Source organism: Clostridium sp. TF11-13AC (assembly GCF_003481065.1).
Lineage (GTDB): Bacteria > Bacillota > Clostridia > Lachnospirales > Lachnospiraceae > Otoolea > Otoolea fessa.
Genome location: NZ_QUKJ01000006.1, coordinates 107,720 through 120,654, shown reverse-complemented (window position 1 = coordinate 120,654; position 12,935 = coordinate 107,720). Strand labels below are relative to the sequence as shown.

Sequence of the window (12,935 nt, the reverse complement as noted above, 5' to 3'; positions counted from 1 at the left end):
ATTCGCTTTTTTTGCATATGTTAGCGCATTCTAACGTCTCTTTTATATCATTATGTCCCTTATAAGTCAACCCATTACCGGTTTTCCAGCTTTTTTCGTATCCGGATATCCTCGCCGTAGAGCGGAATGATCTGATACTGGCTTATGATCCGTGACATGACGCGATCGGTAAACTCGTCGCGCATCTCATTGACCGGCAGATTGGTGGAAATGATCGTGCCTTTCTTCCGGTTTAAGCGCTCGTTGACCACATAGAAGAGCTGGGAAGTCGTAAACGTATTCACCAGTTCCGTCCCCAGATCGTCGATGATCAGCAGATCGCACTCTAATAAATACTGGGAGCGGTCGCGATCCTCATCGGTCGCATCGTTTGCGAAGCGATCCCTTGAAAATATCTCATACATCTCCACCGCCGGGAGATACACGACGCTGAAACAGCGCTCAATCAGCTCTTTCGCGATGCAGTTGCTTAAAAACGTCTTTCCAAGCCCCGTTTTTCCGGTAAATAAGATATTTCCCTTTTCTTCTTTAAATCCGTCCACATAGCGGTGGCAGAACGCCGTCACCTGCTCCATATACGCGCGGGCAGTCTTGCCGCTACGCGGATCGATCTTCGTGTCATCAAAATAATCATAGGAAAAATGAGAAAAATTCTCCCGCTCCAGCACTTCCCGGATATTCGACTGGGCGTATAACAGATCGATCTCCCGCTGACGGAAACAGTGGCATTTTATGCCGTCTTTGTACCCGGTATCCTTACAGTCCGGACAATTATACTGCATCTCCAGATAGTCCGCCGGATAGCCGTAGGCGCTCATCAGCACCTGACGCTGCTCTTTCAGGTCTGCGATTGTCCCTCGCAAACGTTTCACCGCGTCCGCATCGCCCGCCAGAAGCTCTTTCGCGCTCTTGACCGCCGCGGCGGCGATCGCATCGTTCATCTCCCGGACCGCTGGTATTTTCTCATAGACCTCGTCAACCCGCGCGTCCAGCTCATGTTTCTTCTGAAGCTGTGTCCGGTTATAAACACGCATGATCGATTCATACTGCGAATTACTGAGTGCCATCGTCCCCTCCTGTCTTCTGCGCTCCGTTTATCATGCTCCATACCATCTCGTCGTAATCATATCCGTGTTCCTCCAGATTGTGGAACCGGTTGGAAGAACGGCTGCTGCCTGCAGACGCCTGCCGGCGCTTCGCCCCGCCTTCTTCCTTCCGTTTTTTATCTAGCTCTGACACATCCCGGAAGCTCTTGACCCCGGCATTTTTCCAATCCCGCAGGATCTTGTCTGCATAGTCAAACGACGGTTTATGTATCTGCCGGATCGTGCGGCTGCACGCCTCGACGATCAGCTCGCGCGTGAAACCGTACTCCCAGAACCATTTTTCGATAAATTCACTCTCGACCTCCGCCGGGCTCCGGTCCGAAAGCCCCATCGCCCGCATAACCGCGAATGAACCCTTCGTGTAGCCCCTGCCGCTCGCTTTCGCCTGTTCCACATCCTTGATGCCGCGCTTATGCCAGCCGAGCGCCACCTTTTCCATATAGCGCAGGCTGGTGTGGTGGTTCTGCACGCAGTACTCAATCAGGTATTCCAGCAATTCCCCGGAAAATCCCAGATTCGAATAGAGATTTCCAAGAATCTGGCAGTCCGTCGGTGTGAGCAGCTTGTTTAAATACTGCTGGGCAATATAAATGAGCTGCTTAAACGACTCATTCGAGGTCAGGCGTGACATATCGCAGGCTGCGGCTTCCCGCGCGGCAGTTTTTGTAGATGGCGCAAAGGAACCAGCGCCTGCCAGGGATTCCGTTGAAGCGGAAACCGGCGAAATTTGCTGTCCCGGCGTCTCCTGAAACGATCGCTGTGCCTCTTCACCGACTTCCGTTCCCAGCACCCCGGCTCTCTGCCAGTATGCCAGCGCGCGCTGCACGTCCGCCTCCGTGTGATTGAGCGCGTCCGCGATCTGTCCGATCGAGACTTCCTCCTGCTGGTGGCGGAGCAGGTACAGATATACCTTCACATATTCTCCACTGGCCCCCGCCATATATGTATCAATAAATACGTCCGGAACCGGCGTCGCGCCCACCGCCAGCCGGTTTTTGAGTCCTATTCCCATCTTCTAACTTCCCTCTTAGCCATTCTGTGTCCTCACATTTCCTGTTACCATTTATCTATCAGCTGTCTGCGGCTGTGTGAACCATTCAAACTGCTGTATTTTACTTTTATTTTGAAATATTCTCTATTTCTTCCATCCAAATTTTCCTGTTTTCTTACTTTTCCACCGTTTTGATTTTGTTTCCGGACTTTTCCACAATTTTGCTCCGGACAAGACAGTTTTCATCCATTTATCACAGGCTCACTGCGTCTGTTCCTATCATAACATACCTTTTTTTAAAAAGAAATACTCCTAATTATGGTTCGCGGCCGACACTTTTAGACCAATTTTTCCACTATTTTGATTGTGGATAATGTGGATAATGTGGAAAAAGCCTTCAAAAATCCTCAAAAAATAACCCTTCCTCCGACAAAATCCTTATTTTATCAACATTTTCGGCATTTCCCCATTTCCGCATTTAGGCGCAAAAAATCCACATAGTTCCTTTACATAATATGTTGAAAACTATGTGGATAATGTGGATAACTATATGTACACTCAGAGCGCATCTATTTCGCAAGGAGGTTTTCCCCTACATTTACAACGTCTCCGGCGCCCATGGTTATCAACAGGTCGCCCTGTGTACAATGTTCCATGACAAATTTTTCTATTTCATCGAATGTCGGCAGATACCAGGCTTCTTTTCCTTTTTCTTTTAGAAGCTTCACGATATCCTCCGAGCTGATGCCCAGTGTGTCGGTCTCGCGCGCCGCGTAGATATCCGCCAGAATGACCTTATCTGCCAGTGCAAGCGCCTCCGCAAACTGCGGCAGAAATGCCTTCGTCCGCGTGTAGGTGTGCGGCTGGAAGATGCACCAGAGCGTCTTGTGCGGATAATTCTGCGCGGTCTTCAAGGTCGCCTCAATCTCATGCGGATGATGGGCGTAGTCATCGATGATGGTAAATCCATTTACCTCGCCTTTTTTCTCAAACCGGCGGTTCGTTCCGGTAAAATGTGCCAGTCCCGCACGGATGGAATCCATGGAGATACCATTTTCCAGGGAAACTGCAATAGCTGCCAGCGCATTATATACATTGTGCTCACCTGCCACACCGAGCGTCAGGCGCTCTTTCTTCTCGCCGCCGATATAAAGGTCGAAGGACGGATGCGCGTAAGCGTCATACTGGATATCACCAGCGCTGTAATCGTTGCCGCGGCTGTGACCGAAAGTAATGACCTTGCCTTTTACCGCTTCTATGATCTCCTGATAGTTCTCGATATCGCCGTTGATGACAACCGCGCCCTGAGCCGGTACGCGCTCGGCAAACAGCTTGAAGGAGCGGCGGATATCCGCCAGATCCTTGAAGAAATCGAGATGATCTTCTTCTATATTAAGGATGACCGCCATCGTCGGGTAAAAGGATAGGAAGCTGTTGGTATACTCACACGCCTCTGTCACGAAAAATTCCGGTCCGCCGACACGGATGTTGCCGCCGATCGCCGGAAGGATGCCGCCGACCGAGATCGTCGGGTCATTTTTCGCCTGCAAGAAAATCTCCGTCACCATCGAAGTGGTTGTCGTTTTGCCGTGTGTTCCGGCAATCGCGATCGCATTTTTATAGTTCCGCATCATCTCGCCCAAGAGTTCCGCACGGGTCAGCATCGGGATGCCGCGCCGTTTTACTTCCTGAAATTCCGGGTTATCCGGGTGAATCGCCGCCGTGTAGACTACCACATCGATGCCATCCTGGATATTCTCCGCTTTCTGTCCGATATATACCTTCGCGCCGCGCGCCTCCAGGTTATCGGTCAGCTCCGAACGGTGTGCGTCCGAGCCGGACACAGTGAATCCCTCGTCCATCAAAATCTCTGCCAGTCCGCTCATGCTGATACCGCCGATTCCGATGAAATGGACGGATTCTGGTTTATTAAAATCAATCTGATATACATTCTCACTCATATTTGTGCATTCCTTCCCCGCCGCAGGCGGTTTTTGTTTTCGCAGACGCCATAGAAAAACGATATGGAACCGCGAGGCATTGTGTTTTCACGTCCTTTTAATTTAACTTCTTTTACATGAAATTGTCAATATAAGGCAAAAAAAAATAAAAGATACACGCCAGCCATCGCACTGCGATCCGTCTGTAACGTGCATCTTTTATATCATTTAAGTTATGTCTTTTTCTTAGCGTCCCGTTGCCAGACACTTGCCGAACAGCATGGTTTTATAACGGTTTAACGCCGCCAGAAGAATGCTTCCCAGCACGCCGATTGCCAGCACCTCGCCGATCCCGACGGTCAGCATCATGAACGGAATCAGATCCTCAGAGCCGTATGCAAACCGGAGCACCCACGGTACAATGATCGTGTTGGCCAGGATCGGCGGTACACATACTAAAACCTTACTCTTGCGGAGCGCATAGGAGCCGACTGCCCCGATCAGGGTTGCCAGGCTTCCGAATACGATATCCAGTCCGGCTGCCCCGCAGAACAGATTGGATAAAAAGCATCCGACAAAGAGTCCCGGAATCGCTGCCGGGGTAAAGAACGGCAGGATGCAGAGTGCTTCCGAAATACGGAACTGCACTGGTCCGAAGCTGATCGGTTGGAATGCCATCGTCAGCGCTACGTAGATGGCCGCGATCGCCGCGCCATACGCCAGAAAATACGTGTTTTTCAGGTTGTTTTCTTTCATATTCAATTCTCCTTTAGTTTTGTTTTACGAGTGGAAGGTCACGAACACTCGATTCATTTTACGCCGGAAATCGGCGGCAGCCCTGTAAGACCTTGTTTTTGCGGGCTTTGCAACGGGTATGAGTATAACATAGAGCAGATAGAAATACAAGTTTTCTTTTCGCTTATCGCCACTGCAAGTTCTGCCACTTTGCCATAAAAAAGCACTTTCCCTTTCTTTCTATCTCCTGTATAATAGAATCTACGTGATTTTGTGCCGGATGCTGCACAGACAGCTGAATCATTCGGGAGATATTGCATTTGCACATTTGACTCAGCTCCCCGACACTCGTCAACCCCATTTCATCATCACAAAGGAAGTATGTATTTTATGAAAGCACTCTATGAACGCTGGACAGCCATCAGCCTGCCTAAACGAATTCTGGGCGGCATGATTCTCGGCGCTGTTCTGGGAATGATGATTCCGCAGGCAGTCGGACTCTCAATCCTTGGAAATCTATTTGTCAACGCATTAAAGGGCATCGCGCCCCTGCTCGTATTTTTCCTTGTTATCAGTTCCCTCTGCCAGGCAAAGCAGAGCCACGGCGGCATCATCCGCACCGTTGTCTGCCTTTACCTGTTCAACACACTGCTCGGCGCTGTGATCGCGGTCGTCGCAAGTAAACTGTTCCCGATCACCCTGACACTTGCACAGGCTGCAGAAGAAACCTCTGCCCCGCAGGGAATCGCAGAAGTCCTGCAGACACTTTTATTAAATGTCGTAAAGAACCCGATCACCTCCATCGCAGAGGCAAACTACATCGGTATCCTGGCGTGGGCGGTTCTCTTCGGCGTGGCGATGCGCGGCGCCAGCGAACGCACGAAAGAAATTATGGACAATTTTGCGGCGGCACTGTCCAAGGTTGTTACCTGGATCATCAACTTTGCCCCGTTCGGTATTCTCGGACTTGTGTTTGACACTGTATCCACCAACGGTTTACAGGTATTTACCGAATATGGACGGCTTCTCGCCGTGCTGGTTGGCTCGATGCTGTTTATCTACTTCGTAACCAACCCGATTCTCGTATACTGGTGCATCCACCAAAACCCGTTCCCGCTGATTTTCAAGTGTCTGAAACGAAGCGCGGTCACCGCCTTCTTTACCCGGAGCTCAGCGGCAAATATCCCGATCAACATGGAAGTCTGCGAGGAAATGGGACTGGACAAAAATACCTACTCTGTTACCATCCCGCTCGGTGCGACCATCAATATGAACGGTGCGGCTGTTACCATCACCGTCATGACGCTGGCGGCAGCCAATACACTGGGAATTCCGGTGGATATTCCGACCGCCATCATTTTAAGCGTCCTGTCGGCACTTTCCGCCTGCGGCGCATCCGGTGTTGCCGGTGGTTCCCTGCTTTTAATTCCGCTTGCCTGCTCCTTGTTTGGCATCTCCAGCGATGTCGCCATGCAGGTCATCGGTGTTGGATTTATCATCGGCGTGGTGCAGGATTCCGTCGAGACCGCCCTCAACTCCTCCTGCGACCTGCTGCTCTCAGCGGCAGCCCAGTTCCGGGAGTGGAGAAAAGAAGGCCGGGAGATTACCTATTAATTTAAATACTTAAACTCAAAAATCCCTGGTGCTGTATACACCGGGGATTTTCTTTTGCAATGCGATTATCCTATACAGTAAAAAGCGGTTAGACTCTCTCCAACCGCTTTTTTCATATCAGAATCACAGACCTTATTTATTCTTCTCGTAAATAATCCAAAGCCCCCTCAGCAGCAGCTCATCATCCAGCTCGATGTGGTGACGGCACAGCGGAATGATCCGCTTCGCCAGTCCGCCCGTCGCTACGATAGTTGCCTCCTGTCCAAGCTCTTCCTGGATCCGGTCTACCATACCGTCGATGCAGGACGCATTGCCATAGAGCGCGCCGCTCTGCATACATTCAACCGTATTCTTGCCGATCAGGCGCTTTGGCGGGTCAAGGCTGATGCGCGGAAGCTGGGCGGTCCGGCTGGTCAGGGAATTCATCGATACACCTATTCCCGGCAGAATCATGCCGCCGATGTACTGCTTGTTCTCATTCACCACACAAATGGTGGTTGCCGTTCCCATATCGATCAGAATGAGCGGCACCGGATACCGGTTGATTCCCGCGACGGCACCGACGATCAGATCGGTACCGACGGAGGACGGATTGTCCATCAGCACTTCCAGACCGATATTCATATCCACATTGACGACCAGAGCTTCCTGCCCCGTCACCTTGCGGATCGCCTCCCGCATCAGGGATGTAACCGGCGGCACTACCGAACCGATGATCGCGCCGGTGATCTCACTTACCTTGATTTCCCGCAGCTCCAGCACCATTTTCAGGGAAATCGCATAGTCAAGCTCTGTTTTCCCGCTGTCTGTCGCCATCCGCTCGGTAAAGAGAATTTCCCCATCCGCAATACAACCGAGAACCACATTCGTATTTCCGATATCCAATGCCAAAATCATACTGTCTTACCCCCTGCTTTTTTCCAGAGCCGGTACAAATTTTGCCCGGTAAAGTGCTGCGCCGACTGCACCGGTGAGGATTGTGGACGATACCATTTCGCATACTGCATTGATTCCTACGAAACCGCATACGAACAGGATAATATTTTTTCCGCCGATCAGCCCCTGCATATATTCGGTATTGCCAAACAGAACCACTAAAGCCGTCATAAAGAAAACTGTATTTAAAAACGCGGAACAGAATCCGGTTACCAGACTCGCCATGTACGCATCGGTTCTGCGGCGTACAAACTGGAAAATGTAGCCTAACAGAAGACCATCCAGCATACGCGGAACGAATCTCTGTACAAATGCCAGAAACGGGTTAATGCTGAAAAGCATCGCGCCCATCGCACTGCTGCCGCCGATGCCGATGCACTGTAAAAAGCTGGTCATGCCGAAGACTGCACCGATCGCTGCGCCGCCTGCCGGTCCCAGTGTGATCGCCGCAATCGCAACCGGAATCACATTAAATGTAATCGCCAGCGGCCCAATATTCAGATATCCGAGGGGAGTGTACGCCATCAGCAGAAGAATGCCGGTCATAAGACCTAAGATGACAAGTTTAGATGTGTTGTTTGTTGTGTTCATGAAATTTTCCTCCTTGTTATTATTCCCGTTCGAAAAACCTGCTGCACCTTCTGTTCACCAGACTGCCGCTTACCTGCGCCAATATCATGTGCATAAAATCCGTACAAATTCTGTTCTTTCCGGCGATACCATCCAGAAAAGCCGCGAGCCAGGGCATTTTAATTCCCCGTCTCTTCCGGTATGATTCTCCATCTCAGATACAGATCCGTATGCAGATACGCACATTCCGGCAGAAGTTTCTTTCTTCTGCCGCTTTCCGCAGATTTGCTGCCAGCACGTTCGGTGCCTGTTTTCTATGGGATACAATACAACTGCTGCCGCCTGTCCCTGTTCACATCTAGTGAAAACCAGGTCAGCCAGCAGACACCTCCACACTATATCACATCACTTTTCAACATACAACCAACAATTCTACCAGAATATGTGCTGTTTTTTATTGTCTTTTCACAAAATACATGTTTCTTTCCTCTCCTGTTATGTGCGCTTACCAAAGACCCCAACAGAGAACGGAAGCCAAAAAAGGTTTACAATTTTTCCTCCAGATGCTATGCTGTTCGAAAATGACCCAGAAAACCAGAGTGCAAACCGAAAGGATATGTATTATGTTAACCGAAAAAACAATTATTTTGGGAGTAACCGGCGGAATCGCCGCATACAAGGCGGCAAACCTTGCCAGCCTTTTAAAGAAACAGCACGCCGATGTGCATGTCATCATGACAAAAAATGCGATGGAGTTTATTACTCCACTGACGTTTGAAACCCTGACCGTCAATAAATGCCTGACAGATACCTTTGACCGGAATTTTAAATTTGAAGTAGAGCACGTGGAACTGGCAAAGAAAGCCGACCTCGCGATCATCGCCCCGGCGACTGCCAATGTCTGCGCCAAGCTGGCACACGGGCTCGCTGATGATATGCTGACGACCACGCTCTTGGCCTGCCAGTGCCCGCGCATCATTGCTCCGGCGATGAACACACGGATGTATGAGAATCCTATTACCCAAGATAATCTCCACCTGTTAGAACATTACGGCTTTACCATCATCGAACCGGCAAGCGGTCTGCTCGCCTGCGGCGATTCCGGAAAGGGCAAATTCCCGGATGAGGGGCTGATCCTGGAATATATTCTCCGCGCGATCGCCTACCCGAAGGATCTCGCCGGAAAGAAGATCCTTGTGACCGCCGGTCCGACCCAGGAAGCGGTCGATCCGGTGCGCTACCTCACGAACCATTCGACCGGAAAAATGGGCTATGCGCTGGCACGGATGGCGATGCTGCGCGGTGCCGACGTGACACTCGTCACCGGCGAAACTTCACTGACTCCGCCTCCATTTGTCAATACTGTCCACATCAAAAGCGCACACGACCTCTTTGAAGCAGTCACCTCCCGGAGTGAGGAACAGGACATTATCATCAAGGCGGCAGCCGTCGCTGACTACCGTCCGGCAGTCGTTTCTGATGAAAAGGTCAAGAAATCCGACGGCGATCTGAGCCTGGCGCTGGAGCGCACTGAGGACACTTTAAGCTACCTCGGCGCACACAAACGTCCGGGACAGCTGCTCTGCGGCTTCGCGATGGAGACCTCCCAGCTCGAGGAACGCGCCCGCGGCAAGCTGGAACGCAAAAATCTGGATCTGATCGCTGCCAACAACTTAAAGGTAGCCGGCGCCGGATTCGGAACCGATACAAACGTCATCACGCTGATCGATAAGCAGCAGACCCGCCATCTGGAGCAGATGAGTAAGGAAGCAGCGGCGATGGAAATATTGACGGTTTTACGCGATATGATGAAATAGATTTTGATTGAAATAGATAGAGAAAGAGGAAGCAACCGAGGTTGATGGACGGATGCCTCCTCTTTCATTGAATATGGAATATATCATAAGCATTATTTTTAGAATGTGGCTATTTAAAACGAATCCGCCATACTCCTATGATCAAGATAATTTCACAAAGCAATCGCAATACTTTCGTGATTCGATAAGCCGTATCCTCTTTTATCTCTGGACTCTCCTGCAAGTATTTGCATTCAATAAAAGCCCTTGCCGCAATTTCTCCAAAAACTGCCAGCGCTAAAAATAAAGAAAAGCCTGCCATGCCTTTTGCATAACTGTACAATGACAGTAAGAATAAAATAGAGACGCCTATATTGTATAATGTCAGCCAGAATTTTTTCTTCATATTGATCACCTCTCGATTCTATCTAAGCAAAAAATCTCATAAAATATTTGTTATCGCTTTTTATTTTTACAAGATTGCTTTTCTAGTTTCTTATTCGTATAATATCAGATCTCCCCTCCGAAATATATAGACAATTTCTTACGAAATCATTACGATAAAACTCTCTGTATTTTTGTTGAAATTTTGTTCGAACGGCTATATTTTTATTTGAATAAAATAATAAAGCCGTTCGACTATATTTTATGCTGCATATCGTCAAACGGTCTTATCAACACTTGTGAAGTTTACTCTATACTCGCCTCTTACCCCTGCGTAATCAACTCCGCGATCAATCTCGCCCCATTTACAATATCGCCTATCTTCGCATACTCCCGCACGGAATGAACATCGTACATACCGCATGAAAGCACCGCGCATGGGATTCCGTGCTGCATCATCGTGTTTCCGTCGCTGCCGCCGAAGGTGCTGCCGAATTTCGGCTCGATTCCCAGGGTGCGGCAGGCCTCGGCAAAATGAACTGCCACCGGCGCGTCCGGTTCCAGATGGAAGGCTTTAACATGGAGGCGGTGTGTGAAAGAAAGCTCTGCCCCCGCCTCTTTGACGGCGGTTTCAAAGACATGGCGGACATCTTCCAGGGTCTCCATTGCCTTTTCATGGCTGTAGCTGCGGATCTCGCCCCGGCAGGTGCAGAGTTCCGGAACGGCATTCACAACCGAACCGCCCGAAATCAAGCCCACATTCAGGGTTGTTTCCTCATCCACGTGCCCCAGCTTCAATGCGGCAATCGCGCGGGCCGCCGTCTGAATCGCGTGGATGCCTTTCTCCGGCTCGAATCCGGCGTGTGCTGCACGCCCTTTGACTGCCGCCTCAAAGGAAAGGATCGTCGGTGCCTGCAGGATCGCTGTCCCGACTGGTCCAGTTACATCCAAAACGTAAGATTCCTTCGCTTTCATCTGGCTGAAATCGAACTCCGAGCTTCCTCTTGTAAACGGCTCTTCCGCCGCCGCAAAGAGGATCTCGATATCCCGGTGCGGGATTCCTGCCTCCTGCACGGCACGGATGCCTTCTAAGATGGCGATTACCCCGGTCAGATCGTCCGCGCCAAGCACGGTGGTTCCATCCGAAGTGATGGTTCCGTCCTCATGAAAAACCGGCTTCTTTCCGATTCCCGGCGCGACCGTGTCCATATGCCCGGACAGCAGGATCGGCGTGCCCGGCAGCCCGCCCTTTAACGTTCCAAACAGATTTCCCGCATTGCCTCCTATTTTCTCGGCTGTGTCATCTTCCTTTGCCTGGATTCCCAGCTCTGTGAGCTTTTCCTTCAGGCGATCCGCCAGCTCGCGTTCCCCGAAACTTTCCGAGTCGATCCGCGCCAACTCGCCGAATTCGGCGCGGATGCGGGCTTCGTTTATCTCAATCTGTGCCATGATGACTTCCTCCTGTTTTCCATTCTTTTTTCTATCTATTTTTTACTCTCCCGCTAATTCCTACTATTTTTCTCTGTTTTGTGTATTATACACCGGAACATGATTGTAAGCAACGCGGAAATTTTTAAATGTACTTTCATATTCTTTTTTATATTCGCTGAAAAATCTGTTATACTAAAAATACAAAAAATTTTAATTTCAAGTCGAACGTCCGTGAGACAAATTTGCTATTACTCACCACCTGAAGAGGTGGGAGTCTTCTCGACTGAGATAAAAAGGAGAGACCATATATGTGTACAGCCGCAACTTACAAAACCGCCGATTTCTACTTCGGCAGAACCTTAGATTATGAATTTTCTTACGGGGACGAAGTAACCGTCACACCTCGCAACTATCCACTTACTTTCCGCCACGCAAGCGCGGTTTCTACCCACTATGCCATCATCGGCATGGCACATGTGGCGGGGGATTATCCGCTTTATTATGATGCTTTTAATGAGAAGGGGCTTTGCATGGCGGGACTGAATTTCGTCGGCAATGCTTCCTACCAGAAGCCGCAGGAGGATCATGACAACATCGCACAGTTTGAGTTCATCCCCTGGATTCTCAGCCAGTGCGCGTCCGTGAAAGAGGCTCGCATCCGCCTCTCCCAGATGCTACTGACCGACACCCCATTCAACGAGCAGTTTGCCCCGGCGCAGCTTCACTGGATTCTTGCCGATAAAAATGAATGCATCGTCATCGAGCCGATGGCGGACGGGCTGCATATCTACGACAATCCGGTGGGTGTCCTGACAAACAATCCGCCGTTCCCGCAGCAGCTGTTCTCCCTCAACAATTACATGAACTTGTCCCCGAAGCAGCCGCAGAATACATTTTCTGCCGATCTGCCGCTTACAACCTACAGCCGCGGCATGGGCGCTCTCGGACTTCCGGGAGACCTCTCCTCCGCTTCCCGGTTTGCACGGGTCGCTTTTACAAAATCAAATGCCCGCTCCGGCGCATCCGAGCTAGAAAGTGTCAGCCAGTTTTTCCATATCCTAGGTTCGGTTGACCAGCAGCGCGGATGCTGCGAGGTCTCCGATGGAAAATATGAAATCACACTCTACACCTCCTGCTGCAACGCGGATAAGGGGATTTACTACTACACGACATATGAAAACCATCAGATCACGGCAGTGGATATGAACCGGGAGAACCTGGACGGGGAGACTCTTTCAAGATTTCCGCTGGTACAGGGGGAACAGATACGGTGGGAGAATTAGGACGAAGCATTTTCTTCTATCCTCTTCTTCACGCATGGCAGGCAGCCCACCGTATGAAGACTCCGGACACACGTTCCTATAAAGCAAAAAGCAGGGAGAGGAAATATTCCGCAAACATTTCCTCTCCCTGTTCAAGCCGAACGGCCGAC

General features: G+C 50.3%; 11 protein-coding genes. 3 read left to right on the top strand and 8 right to left on the bottom strand.

The window, feature by feature from the left end; all coding sequences use genetic code 11:
• Positions 1-74: 74 nt before the first annotated feature.
• From DXD12_RS12175 to DXD12_RS12160, 4 genes are all read right to left on the bottom strand, one after another.
• Positions 75-1,067: an ATP-binding protein gene (locus DXD12_RS12175; RefSeq protein WP_118482233.1), complete on the bottom strand. Its 993-nt coding sequence runs from the start codon at positions 1,065-1,067 to the stop codon at positions 75-77.
• Entirely contained in the window at positions 1,054-2,118 is a 1,065-nt protein-coding gene (locus tag DXD12_RS12170) for a DnaD domain protein (RefSeq protein ID WP_118638437.1), read from the bottom strand. Before DXD12_RS12170 ends, DXD12_RS12175 begins: the two co-directional genes overlap by 14 nt.
• A gap of 548 nt (positions 2,119-2,666) precedes the next feature.
• Positions 2,667-4,058 carry a UDP-N-acetylmuramate--L-alanine ligase gene (murC, locus tag DXD12_RS12165; protein ID WP_118638436.1) on the bottom strand — a complete coding sequence of 464 codons (1,392 nt, stop codon included), beginning with the start codon at positions 4,056-4,058 and terminating at the stop codon, positions 2,667-2,669.
• 225 nt (positions 4,059-4,283) lie between these two features.
• Entirely contained in the window at positions 4,284-4,793 is a 510-nt protein-coding gene (locus tag DXD12_RS12160) for a QueT transporter family protein (protein WP_022359584.1), read from the bottom strand.
• A gap of 369 nt (positions 4,794-5,162) precedes the next feature.
• On the opposite strand from DXD12_RS12160, the gene sstT reads away from it, so the two are divergent.
• Complete coding sequence (gene sstT, locus DXD12_RS12155; RefSeq protein WP_118638435.1) at positions 5,163-6,386, top strand: serine/threonine transporter SstT; 1,224 nt, start codon at positions 5,163-5,165, stop codon at positions 6,384-6,386.
• A gap of 132 nt (positions 6,387-6,518) precedes the next feature.
• Here the strand turns inward: sstT and DXD12_RS12150 are convergent, their stop codons facing one another.
• Positions 6,519-7,283: a type III pantothenate kinase gene (locus tag DXD12_RS12150; protein WP_118638434.1), complete on the bottom strand. Its 765-nt coding sequence runs from the start codon at positions 7,281-7,283 to the stop codon at positions 6,519-6,521.
• Positions 7,284-7,289: 6 nt separating this feature from the next.
• Positions 7,290-7,913 carry an ECF transporter S component gene (locus DXD12_RS12145; RefSeq protein WP_022359587.1) on the bottom strand — a complete coding sequence of 208 codons (624 nt, stop codon included), beginning with the start codon at positions 7,911-7,913 and terminating at the stop codon, positions 7,290-7,292.
• Positions 7,914-8,515: 602 nt separating this feature from the next.
• Between DXD12_RS12145 and coaBC the strand changes: the two genes are divergently transcribed.
• On the top strand, positions 8,516-9,709 hold the full coding sequence (gene coaBC / locus DXD12_RS12140) for a bifunctional phosphopantothenoylcysteine decarboxylase/phosphopantothenate--cysteine ligase CoaBC (RefSeq protein WP_182457079.1): 1,194 nt from the start codon (positions 8,516-8,518) through the stop codon (positions 9,707-9,709).
• A gap of 109 nt (positions 9,710-9,818) precedes the next feature.
• Here the strand turns inward: coaBC and DXD12_RS12135 are convergent, their stop codons facing one another.
• Together DXD12_RS12135 and DXD12_RS12130 are read right to left on the bottom strand one after the other, a co-directional pair.
• Complete coding sequence (locus DXD12_RS12135) at positions 9,819-10,094, bottom strand: hypothetical protein (protein ID WP_022359589.1); 276 nt, start codon at positions 10,092-10,094, stop codon at positions 9,819-9,821.
• A 302-nt stretch (positions 10,095-10,396) separates the two neighbouring features.
• Positions 10,397-11,521, bottom strand: a complete 1,125-nt coding sequence (locus DXD12_RS12130) for a M20/M25/M40 family metallo-hydrolase (protein WP_117796643.1) — start codon at positions 11,519-11,521, stop codon at positions 10,397-10,399.
• 290 nt (positions 11,522-11,811) lie between these two features.
• On the opposite strand from DXD12_RS12130, the gene bsh reads away from it, so the two are divergent.
• Complete coding sequence (gene bsh, locus DXD12_RS12125) at positions 11,812-12,786, top strand: choloylglycine hydrolase (RefSeq protein ID WP_118638433.1); 975 nt, start codon at positions 11,812-11,814, stop codon at positions 12,784-12,786.
• Positions 12,787-12,935 lie beyond the last annotated feature (149 nt).

What these genes read in the sequence shown, in the direction of transcription:
- DXD12_RS12130 (WP_117796643.1), bottom strand. Translation starts at nt 11,521, where the DNA reads ATGGCACAGATTGAGATAAACGAAGCCCGCATCCGCGCCGAATTCGGC.
- bsh (WP_118638433.1), top strand. Translation starts at nt 11,812, where the DNA reads ATGTGTACAGCCGCAACTTACAAAACCGCCGATTTCTACTTCGGCAGA.
- DXD12_RS12160 (WP_022359584.1), bottom strand. Translation starts at nt 4,793, where the DNA reads ATGAAAGAAAACAACCTGAAAAACACGTATTTTCTGGCGTATGGCGCG.
- DXD12_RS12150 (WP_118638434.1), bottom strand. Translation starts at nt 7,283, where the DNA reads ATGATTTTGGCATTGGATATCGGAAATACGAATGTGGTTCTCGGTTGT.
- DXD12_RS12145 (WP_022359587.1), bottom strand. Translation starts at nt 7,913, where the DNA reads ATGAACACAACAAACAACACATCTAAACTTGTCATCTTAGGTCTTATG.
- murC (WP_118638436.1), bottom strand. Translation starts at nt 4,058, where the DNA reads ATGAGTGAGAATGTATATCAGATTGATTTTAATAAACCAGAATCCGTC.
- DXD12_RS12135 (WP_022359589.1), bottom strand. Translation starts at nt 10,094, where the DNA reads ATGAAGAAAAAATTCTGGCTGACATTATACAATATAGGCGTCTCTATT.
- DXD12_RS12170 (WP_118638437.1), bottom strand. Translation starts at nt 2,118, where the DNA reads ATGGGAATAGGACTCAAAAACCGGCTGGCGGTGGGCGCGACGCCGGTT.
- coaBC (WP_182457079.1), top strand. Translation starts at nt 8,516, where the DNA reads ATGTTAACCGAAAAAACAATTATTTTGGGAGTAACCGGCGGAATCGCC.
- DXD12_RS12175 (WP_118482233.1), bottom strand. Translation starts at nt 1,067, where the DNA reads ATGGCACTCAGTAATTCGCAGTATGAATCGATCATGCGTGTTTATAAC.
- sstT (WP_118638435.1), top strand. Translation starts at nt 5,163, where the DNA reads ATGAAAGCACTCTATGAACGCTGGACAGCCATCAGCCTGCCTAAACGA.